This window comes from Bacillus sp. ATD (assembly GCF_050585765.1).
Lineage (GTDB): Bacteria > Bacillota > Bacilli > Bacillales > Bacillaceae > Bacillus > Bacillus stercoris.
The window spans coordinates 645,349-663,646 of the sequence record NZ_JBOBQH010000002.1; the positions used below are offsets into that span (position 1 = coordinate 645,349).

13 protein-coding genes and 2 pseudogenes are annotated in these 18,298 nt (G+C 43.1%); 10 read left to right on the forward strand and 5 right to left on the reverse strand.

From position 1 onward, the window contains the following. Positions 1-320: 320 nt before the first annotated feature. From ACQXR1_RS08130 to ACQXR1_RS08140, 3 genes and pseudogenes are all read left to right on the forward strand, one after another. A complete protein-coding gene (locus ACQXR1_RS08130) occupies positions 321-1,151 on the forward strand; it encodes a lipase family protein (RefSeq protein WP_040082987.1) in 831 nt (276 codons plus the stop codon). A gap of 24 nt (positions 1,152-1,175) precedes the next feature. Continuing rightward, positions 1,176-2,003: pseudogene (locus ACQXR1_RS08135) on the forward strand (lipase family protein); the annotation flags it as partial. Continuing rightward, the gene (locus tag ACQXR1_RS08140; RefSeq protein WP_341532923.1) at positions 1,983-3,497 is read left to right on the forward strand and encodes an arylsulfotransferase family protein; all 1,515 of its coding nucleotides are present in this window, start codon (positions 1,983-1,985) and stop codon (positions 3,495-3,497) included. The pseudogene ACQXR1_RS08135 and the gene ACQXR1_RS08140, both read left to right, overlap by 21 nt. A gap of 156 nt (positions 3,498-3,653) precedes the next feature. Here the strand turns inward: ACQXR1_RS08140 and ACQXR1_RS08145 are convergent, their stop codons facing one another. The 3 genes and pseudogenes from ACQXR1_RS08145 to ACQXR1_RS08155 all read right to left on the reverse strand — a co-directional run bounded on the left by ACQXR1_RS08145 (position 3,654) and on the right by ACQXR1_RS08155 (position 5,376). Beyond that, entirely contained in the window at positions 3,654-4,187 is a 534-nt protein-coding gene (locus tag ACQXR1_RS08145) for a GNAT family N-acetyltransferase (RefSeq protein WP_069839355.1), read from the reverse strand. A gap of 44 nt (positions 4,188-4,231) precedes the next feature. Beyond that, positions 4,232-5,001 (reverse strand): annotated as a pseudogene (locus ACQXR1_RS08150) (hypothetical protein); the annotation flags it as partial. A gap of 69 nt (positions 5,002-5,070) precedes the next feature. Next, the gene (locus ACQXR1_RS08155) at positions 5,071-5,376 is read right to left on the reverse strand and encodes a DUF948 domain-containing protein (protein WP_014664180.1); all 306 of its coding nucleotides are present in this window, start codon (positions 5,374-5,376) and stop codon (positions 5,071-5,073) included. Positions 5,377-5,528: 152 nt separating this feature from the next. Between ACQXR1_RS08155 and ACQXR1_RS08160 the strand changes: the two genes are divergently transcribed. The 4 genes from ACQXR1_RS08160 (at position 5,529) to proB (ending at position 9,056) form a co-directional block, all read left to right on the forward strand. Further along, positions 5,529-6,245 (forward strand): 3-ketoacyl-ACP reductase, encoded by a 717-nt coding sequence (locus tag ACQXR1_RS08160; RefSeq protein WP_040082991.1) that lies wholly within the window; start codon positions 5,529-5,531, stop codon positions 6,243-6,245. 289 nt (positions 6,246-6,534) lie between these two features. After that, a complete protein-coding gene (gene rtp, locus ACQXR1_RS08165) occupies positions 6,535-6,903 on the forward strand; it encodes a replication termination protein (protein WP_003220337.1) in 369 nt (122 codons plus the stop codon). A 147-nt stretch (positions 6,904-7,050) separates the two neighbouring features. Continuing rightward, positions 7,051-7,944 carry a pyrroline-5-carboxylate reductase gene (proC, locus tag ACQXR1_RS08170; RefSeq protein WP_010886524.1) on the forward strand — a complete coding sequence of 298 codons (894 nt, stop codon included), beginning with the start codon at positions 7,051-7,053 and terminating at the stop codon, positions 7,942-7,944. Continuing rightward, positions 7,941-9,056 carry a glutamate 5-kinase gene (gene proB / locus ACQXR1_RS08175; protein ID WP_095431631.1) on the forward strand — a complete coding sequence of 372 codons (1,116 nt, stop codon included), beginning with the start codon at positions 7,941-7,943 and terminating at the stop codon, positions 9,054-9,056. Before proC ends, proB begins: the two co-directional genes overlap by 4 nt. Positions 9,057-9,105: 49 nt before the next feature. Here proB and gltC read toward each other — a convergent pair whose 3' ends face one another. Further along, a complete protein-coding gene (gltC, locus tag ACQXR1_RS08180; RefSeq protein WP_014664178.1) occupies positions 9,106-10,008 on the reverse strand; it encodes a glutamate biosynthesis transcriptional regulator GltC in 903 nt (300 codons plus the stop codon). Positions 10,009-10,154: 146 nt separating this feature from the next. Between gltC and gltB the strand changes: the two genes are divergently transcribed. Both gltB and gltD read left to right on the forward strand, forming a co-directional pair. Then, positions 10,155-14,714, forward strand: a complete 4,560-nt coding sequence (gltB, locus tag ACQXR1_RS08185; protein WP_430771965.1) for a glutamate synthase large subunit — start codon at positions 10,155-10,157, stop codon at positions 14,712-14,714. Positions 14,715-14,730: 16 nt separating this feature from the next. Next, complete coding sequence (gene gltD / locus ACQXR1_RS08190; protein WP_430771966.1) at positions 14,731-16,212, forward strand: glutamate synthase small subunit; 1,482 nt, start codon at positions 14,731-14,733, stop codon at positions 16,210-16,212. Positions 16,213-16,270: 58 nt separating this feature from the next. Here gltD and ACQXR1_RS08195 read toward each other — a convergent pair whose 3' ends face one another. Further along, entirely contained in the window at positions 16,271-17,260 is a 990-nt protein-coding gene (locus ACQXR1_RS08195; RefSeq protein WP_430771967.1) for a zinc-binding dehydrogenase, read from the reverse strand. Positions 17,261-17,388: 128 nt separating this feature from the next. Here ACQXR1_RS08195 and ACQXR1_RS08200 point away from each other — a divergent pair, with 128 nt between their 5' ends. Next, a complete protein-coding gene (locus tag ACQXR1_RS08200; protein WP_430771968.1) occupies positions 17,389-18,246 on the forward strand; it encodes a LysR family transcriptional regulator in 858 nt (285 codons plus the stop codon). The last annotated feature ends 52 nt before the right edge of the window (positions 18,247-18,298 follow it).

Below are 18,298 nucleotides of genomic sequence, written 5' to 3' on the forward strand. Positions count from 1 at the left end.
CTTCTCAGGCAAACACTTCATTTTGTTGAGTTGTCAATTGGCATTGTGATCACGATTACAAATTTGTTTTGTGTAAGGCCTGTTTCTGCTTGTCCCGAACAGTGTAATGTTGTGTGCGATGACCGCTTAAATGACGAAGATTCTTGCAGTATTCCATTTGCATTTTTTACATTTTCTTTTATTCCGTCATAAAGTAACTTCCCAGTTTTTTTTTTACCAATATCCCCGTTCATTTCACCATCATTAGCAATTCCGGGTTTTCATTCATATTGTACCATTAACATCATATTTACCTGTATTAAGAAAGGAATTGCGTATATATGGTTTCTTTAGATAAAAACAGTATTTTTAATAGCAAAACTGCAATATTTCTTGCAGCAATGAGCTATCAGACATATCCATTCTTTTTAGAAGGGAAACTTACCTTACCAAAAGACTTTAAACTTCGATATACCATTCGTGCTTTTGCTGACGTAGAGAATCCTATGGAAGAGGTATTCGGTTTTATTGCCGAATCACAAGATCAAATCGTTATAGCGTTTAGAGGATACGCAGCATATCCCAAGGATCTTTTAGCATCCTATGACATATTTCAAGTTCCCTATCCCTATGTTAAAAATGGCGGGAAAACGTCTCGTGGATTCACATGTCTTTATCAATCAACAAGAAACAATTTAATCAGACAAATAAATAAACTTTCTACGTCAAAAAAGCTGTTTGTTACCGGGCACAACTACGGAGGAGCTTTGGCAACGTTAGCTGCTTTAGATATTGCTGCGAACACTGGGTTTAATCATCCTTTCTTGTATACGTATGGCAGTCCGCGTATCGGTGACCCTGTCTTTGCTTCCCAATTTAACAAAGTGGTGAAAAATAGTATACGAATTGTAAATATTCATGACTCTTTTCCAACTTTCCCAGCAAAAAAGTATCCACCACCTTTTACGGAGGAAGGATTATACTATCACCATGTAAAAACAAAGTATCCAATCTCTTTTCAATTGAATAATACGCCGCGCAATGATGCGATTGCTTGTTATTTTAAATACCTTAGTAAAATGAATCCTGATTTCTCCGAAATATTATGCGATAAAAATCCAGGGTTTTGTCCCGATCCTGACATGTGTACTCCGTTTCGAGGAACATGCTAGGAATAAAAGAAAGGAGCTGCTCGGATGAATCACTCAAGCTTATATTATATGTTTAACCGTGAGGATTCGATATTGCTATCGGCCATGATCTATCAGTCATATCAACTCTTTGAAAAGGAACCGCTTGTCTTGCCAAAAGGATATAGCCTTCGATATACCATACGAGCTCTTGCTGGTGTTGAGGATCCGGAATCTGAAGTATTTGGTTTTATTGCCGAGTCACAAGATCAGATCATTGTAATTTTTAGAGGAACCCGAACATTTAAGGACAATGAGTCGGATCAAGACTTATATCAAGTACCATATCCGTTTGTCAGAAATGCAGGAAAAACCCATCGTGGATTTACATGTCTTTATCAATCGACAAGAAATGAGCTGATCGGGGAATTAACCAAGCTTTATGCAGCAAAAAGAATATTAGTCGCAGGCCATAGTTTAGGAGGAGCTTTAGCCGTGTTAGCCGCTTTTGATATTGCGGTGAATACCCGATTTAAAAATCCTTTTGTGTATACTTATGGCAGCCCTCGAGTCGCTGACCCTGTCTTTGCGTCCCGGTTCAACCAAACGGTAAAGAATAGTATTCGTATTTTCAATATCCATGACATTATTCCCACCTTGCCGGATCAAGCATATCCGCCTCCATTTACAAAGCAAGGATTATTCTATCAGCATGTAGACAAGAAGGTAACGCTCTCTTTTCAGCTGAACAGTTTACCTGTTCGCAATCATGAGATTGTCTGTTATTTTAAAAACCTCAGCCAACAAAATCCTGCCTTTGCCAAATCATTATGTGATGAAAACCCGGGATTCTGTCCCGATACGGAATTATGCGTGCCATTTATGGGGGGATGCGGTGATAAGGCATCCGCAAATCATTCAAGCTCACAAGAATGGAACTTTGTTTCGGCTCCTGCCCTGCATCCCATGAAGGTTTCTATAAATGTCAACAAGCCAGGGGCAGCACCCGGCTTAATATTCGTTGCACCCTATACTGTGTTCGGCGCGACTATGATCGGGCAAACAGGTGCACTGATCATAGATCAAGCTGGTAACCCAGTATGGTTTAGACCTCTTGATAGTAGATTTACACAAAATACGGACTTTAGGGTACAATCCTACAAAGGGGAACCCGTTCTTACCATGTGGCAAGGAACAATATCTGGAACTCAGTCTGAAGATCCTAATCTCCCGGCGGGGGATCCGGAACCTGGAGCTTTTTTTCAAATCATCAATCAGAATTATAAAGTGATTAAGAAACTCACCGCCAAAAAAGGATTTACCTCTGATGTTCACGAGTTTACGATTACAAAGCAAGATACGGCTTTGTTTACTGCTGTGAAACAAGTGCCAGCGGATCTCACAATGTATGGAGGTCCGGCAGATGGGTACTTTGACAATTATTCCATTCAAGAAGTAGATCTTGAGACAGGAGAGCTTCTTTTCTTCTGGGATGTGCTTGCTCATGTTAATCCGGATGACTCGATGTTACCTGCGTCATCCGCCACAAGCGCTAACAATATTTGGGACTGTTTTCACGTGAATTCAGTTGAGGAAGGGCCGAACAATACTCTTCTAATAAGCATGCGTAACATGTGGGCGATTTATTTGGTTGATAAAACAACAGGAAAGATTGTCTGGCAGCTTGGTGGCAAAAAAAGCGATTTTACTTTTGAGCCAAATGCAACATTTTCTTGGCAACATGATGCACGTTTTAGGTCTAGAACACGGATAAGTCTATTTGATGATGCTTGTTGTGCTTCTTCAAGCTCTCCGCCTGAGGGAGAGGCTCGTGGTTTAATCCTTCAACTTGATTTCCATAACATGACTGCAAAAGCAGATCGAACTTATTATCATGATCCAGCGCTGTATGTTCCAAGTCAAGGAAATGTTCAGAAACTATCAAATGGAAATCAATTCGTTGGATGGGGACAGGAACCGTATCTTTCTGAATATAGGAGTGCTGGTAATAATAAAAAAGATCCTTCGTTGAATTTGTTATATGATATGCAGTTTCCTGGTCAAAATCTTTCTTATAGGGCGTTTAAGGATAAATGGGTAGGCTTGCCGTTTTATCCACCCAGTATTGCTGTAAATCCATTATGTGAAGATGCAGCCATTGTTTATGCATCATGGAACGGTTCAACTGAAACTGTAGCCTGGAAAGTGTTAGCTGGTCCAGCACCTAACAAATTGTCTGAGGTGGGAACGGATGCTCCCCGAACCGGATTTGAAACAGATATACTTGTTCATTCGATTGGGCCATATTTTCAGGTGAAAGCATTGAATTCTTCTGGCCAAACCATTGGTACATCACAGATCATTCATGCGGGGCAAGAAAAAGAATAAGCCTCTTCACTATATTTTGTGATGTGTTCTATCAGGCTATTTAGCATTTACTGTCCTATACTGGAGTCAGTGCAGAGGCTGGCTGCCCCTTCTATTTTGGGCAGTCACCAAGAAGATGAAGGGAGTGTGCATACAGATTGAGAGAATGTCGTCCGTTCATTTGCTTGATTTTAAAATAGAATATACATTTGTATCATAGGGAATTCCATTTTGATACATGTACTGTCTTAAAACACCTTCTTTTTGAAATCCCATTTTTATAAGCAGCCGATTTGATGCTTCATTTTGGGTAAATACAACTGCGCCAATACGCGTCAGGCCAAAGGAAGTAAACCCGTAGGAGACAGCCTCTGAAATGGCTTCTGATGCAAAGCCGTTTCGCCAATGCGCCGGGGTGATTTCATAACCGATCTCTGCACGCCTATGCTTTTGGGCCAGAGCGTGAAAGCCGATTGTTCCGATCAAATCTTTCGTATCCCGTCTTTCTATTCCCCACCTTATACCACGTTTTTCTTGATAGAGGGCGGCAAAGGTTTGAATCATTGAAGTGGCCTGTTCTATAGATTCCATGTTTTCAAGTCCGTAATAGCGTGTCACTTCATGGTTTGAGAAACAAGCAAAAATGGCTTCCGCGTCCTGATCTGTCATTTGCCTAAGTGTAAGCCGCTCCGTTTCTAATACAGGAAACATTCAACCACTCCCCACGTTTGTTTCTGTTTATCATATCCCTTTAATTTCCTCTTTTCTATAGAAAATTCAAAACTGAGGAAGCAAAAGAATGAATTTGTCTTTCTAGTAGCTCTTTGTTTTTGGCGAATTGTTTTAAACGGTGGCCGTTTGCGCCTGATGGATGGGGAAAGCCGCTAAGGCAAATCAAATTCTGGAGTCTGTGTTGTCTGATCAATGTTTCACATACTGTTTCGGCGGCTTTTCCTAACGGAATCAGAAGAACTGGTCCCGCCACATGATTGAGCTCCGCAGGGAAGTGATCAAAAGCATAGGTGCTTAGGATAGGAGAACGAGTGATGGCCGGTTTGTATCCGGTATAGTTTTTTTGCTGGATAAAGACAGGATATTTAATAACGGAAGTTGTATGGAGCAAATGCCGTAAGTCACCAAAAAGCTGCGCGGCGCTTTGAATGCCGAAAGCCTGTGGCAGCCCGCATAAATCCAGCATGGTAATAAGGTTATGCCTCATCGATCCGGAGAAACCCGCTGCTATTTTTGTGTCTACTGCCATTTGCTCAAGAGTCCCGCCTTGCAAAAGGCTTTCGGCGGCTGTTTCGTACGCTGTCTTCATCTGGGAAAAACCCGGCGTGATCCCGGCAATCACAAGTGAGGCATCCCGATTGATAAATTCATTATGAGGTGAATAGTAGATGGCAAGTTCGTTTTCTTGATGGAGACGAAATGGATCAGTAAGTAAATCGGACTTTGTAAGTGAAGAGGGAAGAAAATGTAGTTTTTCTGCGAACTCCTTTAAGCAGCTGCGGTTTATAATCATATGTAAGCCTCCTCGAAAAATGAGATCCCATTGTCCATTCTGATCGTAACAACGGGATCTCATTCATCTTTATCTGCTATTAAAATGTCCTGCCTGCCACACCTCTTTGACTGCTTGGGGAACTTCTTTCACTTCAGCTGCTGTCTGCTGAAACGCGTATTTTTTCATCTGGACATCATGCTGAATCTTCTTTTGTTTTTGCGTCAGCAGCTCTGCTTCTGTTTTTAATCCCTCGACTTGTTTTTGCATAGCCTGTGTAACAGAAGTGAGCTCCTTTAGTGCGGGGTCTATTTTTTTCTTGTTTTGGATCACATTAAACCCTAAAAATATGATAGAAATAGCCAATACTGCCAGACTGATATAAACAATAACCATATGTTCACTCCTTTTTTCTTTTGTCATTACCCTGTTTCCGCTTTTTTAATCCAAAGAAATGATGATTGCACAGTTCGTTTGATTTGCGTATTGGATTTATTCTACTTATAATGTGATATCGTACATAGGTAAACAAAGAAAGGGTGCTTCAATTGCAAAGTTTACAAAATAAAACCGCTTTAATCACAGGCGGAGGCAGAGGGATCGGCCGCGCTACAGCTCTTGCTCTTGCGAAAGAAGGCGTAAATATTGGGTTAATCGGCCGGACTGCCGCTAATGTTGAAAAAGTGGCAGAAGAAGTCAAAGCGCTTGGTGTAAAAACTGCATTTGCTGCTGCAGATGTAAAAGATGCCGAGCAGGTTAACCAAGCCGTAGCTCAAGTGAAGGAACAGCTTGGTGATATCGATATTCTCATTAACAACGCCGGAATCAGCAAATTTGGCGGTTTTTTAGATCTATCAGCCGATGAATGGGAAAATATAATACAAGTCAACCTAATGGGTGTGTATCATGTGACTCGCGCGGTGCTTCCGGAAATGATCGAACGCAAAGCCGGAGACATCATTAATATTTCGTCTACAGCGGGTCAAAGAGGAGCTGCTGTAACAAGTGCTTATAGCGCTTCTAAATTTGCCGTTCTCGGATTAACAGAGTCTCTTATGCAAGAAGTGAGAAAACATAATATCAGAGTCAGCGCGTTAACGCCGAGCACTGTCGCTAGTGATATGTCTATCGAATTGAACTTGACAGACGGTAATCCTGAAAAAGTGATGCAGCCTGAAGATCTTGCTGAATACATGGTGGCGCAATTGAAATTAGATCCTCGTATTTTCATCAAAACAGCGGGATTATGGTCAACAAATCCGTAAAAATGAGAACCTGTCTTTCGACAGGTTTTTTTATTTGAGTGAAATTCATACCGACATATGCAAATCTGAAAATCGTTTTAAATTGAAGCTGGCAGTGAATGTAGGCTATAATAGAACTAAGAAAACTATGTGCCAAATGTTCAACGACCTATTTATTTTCCGCTTCACCTATAATCAGTAACCATGAGATAACTCGACGATCAGTCTTTAATATAAGGAGGAAAACAATAAAAGAAAATTGAAAATTTAGTACATAGTGTTGTCAGTGACAGAAGAAGGAGTGCATATCATGAAAGAAGAAAAAAGGAGTTCAACCGGCTTTTTAGTGAAACAGCGTGCATTTTTGAAGCTTTATATGATAACAATGACAGAGCAAGAGAGACTCTATGGATTAAAGCTGCTTGAAGTACTTCGGTCTGAATTTAAAGAGATTGGTTTTAAACCAAATCATACTGAAGTATACCGGTCTTTACATGAGCTTCTTGATGACGGGATACTAAAACAAATTAAAGTAAAAAAAGAAGGGGCTAAGCTTCAGGAAGTCGTCCTCTATCAATTTAAAGATTACGAAGCTGCCAAACTATATAAAAAACAGCTGAAAGTTGAGCTGGACCGCTGTAAAAAACTGATTGAAAAAGCTCTCTCAGATAATTTTTAATAGAAACAAACACCCGGTACACACTGCTGCACCGGGTGTTTTCTGCTTTACATTATACATATTTGTCGAAAAGAAACAATACAAATCAATGATGACCTTCAAACTTGACATCATTTCCTCACGTGGTAACATTTAAAACGTGTGAAAATGCGAACAAAAAAGCGAACAAAGGAGATGTTACCGATCTTTGATCAAAAGAAAGTAGCCTTTATAGGAGCAGGATCTATGGCGGAAGGAATGATATCAGGTATCGTTCGTGCCAACAAAATCCCGAAACAAAACATCTGCGTTACAAACCGCAGCAATACAGAGCGATTAACTGAACTTGAACTTCAATATGGAATCAAAGGCGCCTTGCCGAACCAACTATGTATTGAAGACATGGATGTGCTCATTTTGGCAATGAAGCCAAAAGATGCCGAAAACGCTCTGTCATCACTAAAATCACGTATCCAACCCCATCAATTAATATTGTCGGTCCTTGCCGGCATAACCACCTCTTTTATTGAACAATCATTGCTTAATGAACAGCCGGTTGTCAGAGTGATGCCCAATACTTCCAGTATGATCGGCGCTTCTGCAACAGCGATTGCCCTTGGCAAGTATGTGTCAGAAGACTTGAAGAAACTGGCCGAAGCATTGCTCGGATGCATGGGCGAAGTCTATACAATCCAAGAAAATCAAATGGACATATTCACTGGAATTGCCGGCAGCGGTCCCGCGTACTTTTATTATTTAATGGAATTCATTGAAAAGACAGGTGAGGAAGCGGGTCTTGATAAACAGTTATCTCGAAGCATCGGCGCACAGACGCTATTAGGCGCAGCAAAAATGCTCATGGAGACAGGAGAACATCCCGAGATCTTGAGAGACAATATCACGTCACCGAACGGAACGACAGCGGCGGGGCTGCAAGCCTTGAAAAAGAGCGGCGGCGGAGAAGCGATTTCTCAAGCGATAAAGCATGCGGCTAAGCGTTCAAAGGAAATCAGCGAAGATATTGAAAAAACAGCAGCGCCGCTATCAGGAGTGATAAAGTGACGCCTGATACAAGCATAAAAAGAGTTGTTGTGAAGATTGGAAGCAGTTCATTAACAAGCCTCCATGGAGAAATCAGCCTTCGAAAATTAGAAGCGTTGGTCGATCAGGTCGTCAAACTCAAAGACGCCGGATATGAAGTGATTTTGGTTTCCTCAGGCGCAGTGGCGGCTGGATATCGGAAGCTCGGATTTATCCAAAGACCCGAGAAGCTTCCAGAAAAACAAGCGTCAGCTTCAATCGGCCAGGGATTGCTGATGGAAGCTTATTCAAAACTGTTTTTGGCACACGGCTATGTCGCATCCCAAATTTTAATTACGAGAAGCGATTTTTCTGATGAATATCGGTATAACAATGTCAGGAATACAATGAATGTGCTGCTCGAGCGCGGCATCATCCCGATCATAAACGAAAACGATACAGTTACAGTCAATCGCCTCAAGTTTGGCGACAATGATACGCTCGCAGCAAAAGTCGCTGGATTGATTGATGCAGATATGCTTGTTATTTTATCTGATATCGACGGATTATATGACGGCAATCCGCGCACAAATCCAAAAGCGAAAAGAATACAGCGAGTGAGTGAAATAACACCTGACATCGAAGCGTGCGCAGGTGACAGTGGGAGCGTTGTCGGAACCGGCGGCATGCGCTCTAAGCTTGATGCATTTAAAATCGTCATGGCTTCTGGCATTAAAGGTTTTCTTGGTCAGGCAGATGCCGGCGATATTTTATACCATGCTGTTCGTGAAGAGGCGGCAGGCACCTATTTTGAAGCAAAAGGAACGCTTCCGTTGAATCGAAAGGAACAATGGATCGCTTTTAATTCCGGTCCGGAAGGTGAAATGATTTTATCAGATGATTATTCACGAAAAATAACAAATGGGCAATCGAGCTTATACCTGGACGGTGTACAGAAGATTAAAGGAAAATTCAAAAGCGGTTCAGTTGTTCGGCTAATGGATTCACAAGGAACAGAAATCGGGCTTGGAATCGTTAATTATTCTTCTGTACAGCTTCAAGAACCAGAAAAGAAGAAAGAACTGATCAACAAAGCGCTAATTGATCAAGAAGCATTTGTTTGCCATGTGGATTTTACTTTGCCTGTTAATTAATTTGCAGCAAAAAACCCGAGCTTCTATAAAGAAGATCGGGTTCATTTTTTTATTGATACTGCTCCAGCTTAGAGAAGAATTGAATGACAAACTCATAAAAATCATTCGCAGAAGGCGCCAGCTCTCTATTTTTCGGTTTAATGATTCCGACAGTCCGTTTCACTTGAGGGAACTCAATTGGAATTTTCACAGTAAAACGAGGTGTTGTTTCAGCAAACGTACTTTCAGGCAGAAGGGTAACGCCCATTCCTGCGGACACTAATCCTTTGATAGCATCCAAATCCTCACCCTCCGTTGAAACGAGAGGAGCAAAGCCGGCTTGTTTGCAGGAATCGATTGCCATTTTTCTGAGTACAAATCCTTCCGGGAACAATACAAATTGATCGTTGCGCAAATCGATTAAATGAACCGTTTTTTGTTGAGCGAGCGGATGATTTAATGGAACAAGCGCGTAAATTTTTTCAGTGAATAAAATTTTTCCCGCTATATCAGAGAAATTCGTCGGCACCGGCCCTAATAAGGCTAGATCAATATCGCGGTTTCTGACAGCTTCAATCAGAAACTTATAGGAGCCTTGGCGCAGCAAAAATTCGACGTGCGGATATTCTTCCTTAAACGCTGAAATGACAGTCGGCAAAAGCTGGCTGGCGAGGCTCGTAGGAAAGCCGATCTTTACCGTTCCGCGGTGCGGGTCAAGATACTCATCAATTTGTTCTTTTGCATAATCAATTGCTTTCATTGCGGTCTTCACATGAATCAAAAATTCTTTCCCAATTGGCGTGAGTTTGATATTTCTCCCTTCACGCTCAAATAAGGTCACATTTAATTCCTCTTCAAGATTGGCAATTTGTCTGCTGATTGCTGATTGGGCCACATGCAAATGATCAGCAGCTTCTGAAACGTGTTCTCTTTCAGCCACCTCCATAAAATAACGCAGTTGGCGCAACTCCATGTTTGTCTCACATCCATCTATCTCATTTTGAGATTCTTTTGATCTAAATTATATATTGTTTATATCGTTTTGAAAACCTACAATGATTATAGAGTTGTTAGATTTTATGACCGGTATTATCGGAAATTGATCGGGGGAGAGGAATTATGACGTACAATCAAATGCCAAAAGCTCAAGGTCTCTACCATCCTGAATTTGAACATGATGCATGCGGAATCGGCCTATACGCACACTTAAAGGGCAAGCAGACTCATGACATTGTCAAACAAGGACTTAAGATGCTTTGCCAGCTGGACCACAGAGGAGGGCAAGGCAGTGATCCGGATACAGGAGACGGAGCCGGCTTACTGGTTCAAATCCCTGATGCTTTCTTTAGAAAAGAGTGCAAAGACATCAATCTGCCGGAAAAAGAACGTTATGGGGTAGGAATGGTCTTTTTCTCACAGAAAGAAGATGAAAGAAAAAAAATTGAAAAGCAAATCAATGCACTGATCGAACAAGAAGGCCAAGTCGTTCTTGGATGGAGAACTGTACCTGTAAATGTCGGAAAAATCGGAACAGTGGCACAAAAAAGCTGTCCGTTTGTCCGTCAGGTATTTATCGGCGCAAGCTCTGACCTAAAGGACAATTTATCTTTTGAACGAAAGTTGTATGTCATTCGTAAACAGGCTGAAAACTGGGGTGTAACGGAAGGTTTTGATTTTTATTTTGCCAGTCTTTCAAGCCAGACCATTGTTTACAAAGGCCTTTTAACACCTGAACAGGTTGATGCGTTTTATTCTGATTTACAAGATGAAGCATTCGTTTCAGCTTTTGCGCTTGTTCATTCGCGCTTCAGCACCAACACATTCCCTACCTGGGAAAGAGCGCATCCTAACCGCTATTTGGTTCACAACGGTGAAATTAACACCCTTCGCGGAAATATCAATTGGATGAGAGCACGTGAGCAGCAATTTGTATCTGAAAGCTTCGGCGAGGACTTAAATAAGATTTTGCCGATTCTCAATGCTGACGGCAGTGACTCTTCCATTTTAGATAACGCATTTGAGTTTTTTGTGATGGCTGGGCGCAAACCGGCACATACAGCAATGATGCTCATTCCTGAACCTTGGACGGAAAATACGCATATGTCTAAGGAAAAAAGAGCGTTCTACGAGTACCATAGCTCTCTGATGGAGCCTTGGGACGGACCGACAGCCATTTCATTTACTGATGGAAAACAAATCGGCGCAATTCTTGACCGGAATGGTCTCCGTCCGGCCCGTTATTATGTCACAAAAGATGATTATATTATTTTCTCATCTGAAGTAGGCGTTATTGACGTTGAACAGGAGAACGTTTTATATAAAAACCGTCTTGAGCCTGGGAAAATGCTTTTAATTGACCTGGAAGAAGGCCGGATTATCTCCGATGAAGAAGTCAAAACACAAATTGCAACTGAATACCCGTACCAAAAATGGCTAGAAGAAGAGCTTGTCCAAGTGAATCCTGATCCGGAATCAAGAGAGGAAGAACAATTTACTGATCTTCTAACTCGCCAGAAGGCATTCGGATACACATATGAGGATATCCAAAAATATCTCATTCCTGTTATTAAAGAAGGCAAAGACCCCCTTGGTTCAATGGGGAATGACGCGCCGCTTGCTGTACTTTCCGATCGCGCGCAATCACTGTTTAACTACTTTAAGCAGCTGTTTGCACAAGTAACGAACCCGCCAATCGACGCGATTCGTGAGCAGCTTGTCACTTCAACGATGACATGGCTTGGTGCGGAAGGCGATCTTCTTCACCCAAGTGAACGAAACGTTCGCCGGATAAAACTGTATACACCTGTTTTATCCAATGAACAGTTTTACGCATTGAAAACGATTGTTCATCCTGATTTAAAAAGCCAAAAAATCGATGTGCTGTTTTCAGAGGATCTTGAACGCGGATTAAAGGACATGTTCACACAGGCAGAGAAAGCCATCAGTCAAGGCGTAAGCCTGTTAATTTTATCAGACAAAAAGATGAATGAGAGCTTGACACCAATTCCGCCGCTTCTGGCAGTAAGCGCGCTGCATCAGCACTTAATCCGCAAAGGGCTGCGTACGAAAGTCAGCATTATTGTGGAGTCGGGAGAAGCACGTGAAGTGCATCACTTTGCAGCATTAATCGGTTATGGCGCAGATGCGATTAACCCTTATCTCGCTTATGCGACCTACAAGCAGGAAATTGATGAAGGCCGTTTGGATATCAGCTATGAAGAAGCGGTCAGCAAATATGGAAAAAGCATTACTGAAGGCGTTGTAAAAGTCATGTCCAAAATGGGGATTTCAACCGTACAAAGCTACAGAGGCGCCCAAATTTTTGAAGCGGTAGGAATCAGCCGTGATGTGATCGACCGCTATTTCACAGGTACTGCATCACAGCTCGGAGGCATCGATATACAAACAATTGCAGAAGAGGCGCAGCGCCGTCACCGAGAAGCGTATCAGGATGATTACAGCAAAACGCTTGAACCGGGAAGCGACTTCCAATGGAGAAATGGCGGAGAGCATCATGCGTTTAACCCGAAAACGATTCATACCTTGCAATGGGCTTGCCGCAGAAATGATTACACTCTGTTTAAACAGTATACAAAAGCGGCAGATGAAGAACGCATCGGATTTTTGCGGAACTTGTTCGCATTTGACGGAAACCGCAAGCCTTTGAAGCTGGAAGAGGTTGAATCCGCTGAATCGATTGTCAAACGCTTTAAAACGGGTGCGATGTCATTTGGGTCCTTGAGTAAGGAAGCACACGAAGCTTTAGCCATCGCAATGAACCGTCTTGGAGGAAAAAGCAACAGCGGTGAAGGCGGAGAAGATCCAAAACGTTTTGTTCCAGATGTGAACGGCGATGATAGAAGAAGTGCGATCAAACAAATTGCATCGGGACGTTTCGGTGTCAAAAGCCATTACCTTGTTAATGCTGATGAGCTGCAGATTAAAATGGCTCAAGGCGCTAAGCCGGGTGAAGGCGGTCAGCTGCCTGGAAACAAAGTATATCCATGGGTTGCTAATGTCCGAGGGTCAACACCAGGTGTCGGTTTAATCTCACCTCCTCCTCACCATGACATTTATTCAATTGAGGATTTAGCCCAGCTGATCCACGATTTGAAAAATGCCAACCGTGACGCAAGAATCAGCGTAAAGCTGGTGTCAAAAGCAGGCGTAGGCACAATTGCTGCAGGTGTTGCCAAAGCGACTGCAGATGTCATTGTGATCAGCGGCTACGATGGAGGTACAGGCGCTTCACCGAAAACCAGTATTAAACATACAGGGCTGCCATGGGAACTTGGTCTTGCAGAAGCACATCAAACATTAATGCTTAACGGCCTTCGTGACCGTGTTGTATTAGAAACGGATGGAAAGCTCATGACGGGCCGCGACGTTGTGATGGCTGCCTTGCTCGGTGCAGAAGAATTTGGTTTCGCAACGGCTCCGTTAGTTGTACTCGGCTGTGTCATGATGCGTGCCTGCCATTTGGATACATGCCCTGTCGGTGTAGCCACACAAAACCCAGAGCTTCGCAAAAAGTTCATGGGGGATCCCGACCATATTGTGAACTATATGCTGTTCATTGCTGAAGAAGTTCGTGAGTACATGGCCGCGTTAGGCTTCAAGACATTTGATGAAATGATCGGCCGCACTGATGCACTTCATGTAAGTGAACGGGCGAAGGGGCACTGGAAAGCAAGCCAGCTAGATTTGTCTACACTTCTTTATCAGCCTGAGGGCGTACGGACGTTCCAATCACCTCAAAATCATAAAATTGATCAATCGCTTGATATCACAACGATTCTCCCGGCTGTACAAGAAGCCATCGAATCTGGAAAAGAAGCTGATATATCGATTGAAATCAATAATACAAACCGTGTAGCCGGAACGATAACCGGCAGTGAGATCTCTAAGCGCTACGGAGAAGAAGGGCTTCCTGAAGATACGATCAAGCTGCACTTTACTGGATCAGCCGGCCAAAGCTTTGGAGCTTTCGTTCCTAAAGGAATGACACTTTATTTGGACGGAGACTCAAATGATTACGTCGGAAAAGGGCTTTCTGGCGGAAAAATCATCGTCAAGTCACCAGAAGAATTCAAATCTGCTTCGGATGACAATGTCATTATCGGCAACGTTGCTTTTTACGGTGCGACAAGCGGAGAAGCATATATTAACGGACGTGCTGGTGAACGCTTTGCCGTTCGGAACAGCGGTGTGAACGTAGTTGTAGAAGGCATCGGCGACCACGGCTGTGAATACATGACTGGCGGCAGCGTTGTCGTTCTCGGTGATGTAGGCAAAAACTTTGCGGCAGGTATGTCCGGCGGAATCGCTTATGTATTGGCTGAAGATGCCAAAGCCTTTAAACGCAAATGCAACCTTGAGATGATTTTATTTGAATCATTAGAGGATGAGAAAGAAATCCAGCAAATCAAAGCAATGCTTAAAAGACATGCTGCGTATACAAACAGCCAAAAAGCACAAGATCTGCTTGCTCAATGGGAAGACAGCGTGAAAAAATTCGTTAAAGTCATTCCGAAAAACTATAAACAAATGCTTGCGAGCATCGAAGAGCAAAAAGCTGCAGGTTTATCAGAAGAAGAAGCCATCATGTTCGCTTTTGAGGCCAACACGAAGCCAAAGCAGAATACAGCAGCTGGACAAAAACAAGCGGTAGTACAGTAAGGAAGGGGAGAGGAACATGGGGAAACCAACTGGATTTATGGAGATCAAACGAGAAAAACCTGCTGAGCGGGACCCTCTCACTCGCTTAAAGGATTGGAAAGAATATTCTGCTCCTTTTTCAGAAGAAGCATCGAAACGGCAGGGGGCGCGGTGTATGGATTGCGGTACACCGTTTTGCCAGATCGGTGCGGACATTAACGGATTTACATCCGGCTGTCCGATTTACAACTTAATTCCTGAATGGAATGATCTTGTCTACCGGGGCAGATGGAAAGAAGCATTGGAACGTCTGTTGAAAACAAACAACTTTCCTGAATTCACAGGGCGGGTATGTCCTGCCCCTTGTGAAGGATCATGCACTTTAGCGATTTCAGACCCGGCCGTTTCAATTAAAAATATCGAGCGAACCATTATCGACAAAGGATTTGAGAACGGCTGGATTCAACCTAGAATTCCTAAAAAACGAACAGGCAAAAAAGTGGCCATTGTCGGGTCAGGCCCAGCCGGACTGGCGAGTGCTGACCAGCTAAACCAAGCGGGACATTCCGTCACTGTTTTTGAGCGCTCAGACAGAGCGGGCGGCCTTTTAACATACGGCATTCCAAACATGAAGCTTGAGAAGGGCATTGTAGAACGCCGAATTAAATTGCTGACGCAAGAAGGAATTGATTTTGTCACGAACACAGAAATCGGTGTTGACATTACAGCTGATGAGCTAAAGGAGCAATTTGATGCTGTGATCCTATGCACAGGCGCTCAAAAACAGCGGGACCTCTTAATTGAAGGGCGCGACTCAAAAGGAGTCCATTACGCGATGGATTACCTGACGCTCGCAACGAAAAGCTATTTAGATTCTAATTTTAAAGACAAGCAATTCATTGACGCCAAAGGGAAAGATGTCATCGTTATCGGAGGCGGAGATACAGGAGCTGACTGTGTAGCTACTGCTCTGCGACAAAAAGCCAAAAGCGTGCATCAATTCGGCAAACATCCAAAACTTCCGCCAGCCCGCACGAATGACAATATGTGGCCTGAACAGCCGCACGTCTTTACGCTTGAATATGCGTATGAAGAAGCGGAAGCAAAATTCGGAAGAGATCCGAGGGAATACTCCATTCAAACGAAAAAACTGGTCGCGGATAAAAATGGCCAGCTGAAGGAGCTCCATACCATCCAAATGGAAAAAGTGAAAAATGAGCATGGAAAATACGAGTTCCGCGAGCTGCCTGGAACTGAAAAAGTATGGCCTGCTCAGCTTGTCTTTATCGCTATCGGCTTTGAAGGCACAGAACAGCCGCTGTTGAAACAGTTCGGTGTGGATTCTGTAAACAACAAAATCAGTGCAGCATATGGGGATTATCAAACAAATATCGATGGCGTATTCGCCGCAGGGGATGCAAGAAGAGGCCAAAGCTTAATCGTATGGGCGATTAATGAAGGCCGTGAAGTAGCGCGCGAAGTGGATCGGTATTTGATGGGGAGTTCAGTTCTTCCGTAAATAAAGGGGATTATCATATAAAAAAAGAAACCGGTCTGGTTGCCAGCCGGTTTCTTTTTTATTCCATTACGACCCCAATGTTTCCAAACTGCCTGCCTTCCTGCATTCTTTTATATGCATCACATGTTTTTTCTAAAGGATATGTGCGGTCGATTACAGGTCTCAGCTTATGTTTTTCAATGAAAGCGAGCATATCGCGAAATTCCTCACCGCTTCCCATCGAGGTTCCCAAAACATTGATCTGCGGAAAGAATAGAGAACGCACCGGAAAACTGAGATCGTCCCCTGAGCTTGCCCCAAAGCTGACAATGCGGCCATTCGGCTTTACATGACGGAAGTATTCCGAAAAGAAGGCAGGGCCTATGCTGTCAAGAACAACATCAGCCTTATTTCCCTGCATCTGTTCATCCCAATTGCTGTAACTGTCAAATGCGTAATCAGCACCTAATTGTAGCGCCCTTTTTCTTTTCTCCTCACTGCGGGAGGTCACGCTTACTGTTACCCCAATCGCCTTCGCCATCAATAAAGCGTAGGTTGCAACTCCGCTTCCGATGCCGGGTATCAATAGATGCTCGTCTTTTTTCAATTGTCCCTTCGTAAACAGGGCCCGATATGCAGTTAAAGCGGATAAAGGTAAAACGCCCGCTTCTTCCCAAGATAAATAAGGAGGTTTTTTGATTGCATTTTGTGAAGGAATGATCACATATTCTGCAAGTGTTCCGTCAGAAGGACCTCCCAGAATCTCAGGTACAGGCGGAACATTCTCTGTTAATTCCCAGTTTAATGTCGGGAAAATGATGACTTCTGTTTCAACAGTAACATTTTTCACGCCTTCACCAATCTCTTCAATGAGACCGGCGCCGTCAGAACCGAGTATCACGTGAGGATCTTGTTCAGATTTGTTTTTCATGAGAAACAGGTCACGATGATTCAGACCCGCGGATTTTAATTTTACCTTTACCTCTCCATATCCAGGCTTTTTCGTAGGGACGTTTTGAAATGATAATCCCTGCAGTCCGGTTGTTCCATTGTGAATTACAGCTTTCATGTTGTCTTCCTCCTCATTGAATTGTATTTTCATATCTTTACATATTTTACTTAGCCGTTTTCTTCGAGTAAAATGAACAAATATGATAGCCGATATCACTTTTAATCATAGCAAGAAGGTGAGAGCCCGTGGAAAGCGGAGATTTAAAGATTTTTCAGGCTGTGGCCCGTGAAGGAAGCATAACGAAAGCAGCGCAAATGCTGAATTATGTTCAATCGAATGTGACAGCCAGAATACATAACCTTGAGGAAGATTTGAATATCAGGCTTTTTCATCGAACGAATCGCGGGATGAAGCTGACTGCTGCGGGAGAAAATCTTTTGCAATATGCTGATCAAGTATTATTGCTGTTAGACGAAGCTGAAAAATCGGCACAGATGAGCCGGCATCCGAAAGGGCCTTTGCGGATCGGCTCACTAGAAACGACGGCGGTAACGCATCTGCCTGAACATGCCGCCTCCTTCCTCAGACGTTTTCCTGATGTGGATTTATCGGTGAACACTGCTAATACACATCATCTGATTCAACAGGTTCTTGATCATAAAGTTGATGGCGCTTTTGTATATGGACCGGTTGAGCACACTGCTGTCAGACAAATCCATGTTTCCCATGATGAATTAGTTTTGATTTCATCACGAGAAGGGTCGGCCGAGGTTATGCTTCAGCAGCCGATGCTCTTTTTTGGAGCAGGCTGTTCTCATCGTGACAGGGTCAAAAGATTACTGGAGGAAGCAGGCATACCCAACCAAAAAATCATAGAGTTTGGCACATTGGAGGCAATTATAAAAGGAGTTTCCGCCGGGATGGGTACGGCGCTGCTCCCAAGGTCCGCTATTGATTGCTCCGAGCATCGAACGAATGTATGGATTCATCAGCTGCCAGCAGCATATCAAGACGTAGAGATCGTATTTATATACAGGAAAGACTTTTTTATTACGAGTGCGTTCCAGACATTTCTTGATGAGATACACGAAATGAAAAGATGAAGATAGACGTGTTGGATTTCTTGTCTGATACACTGCTTGGCAGAATAAAACC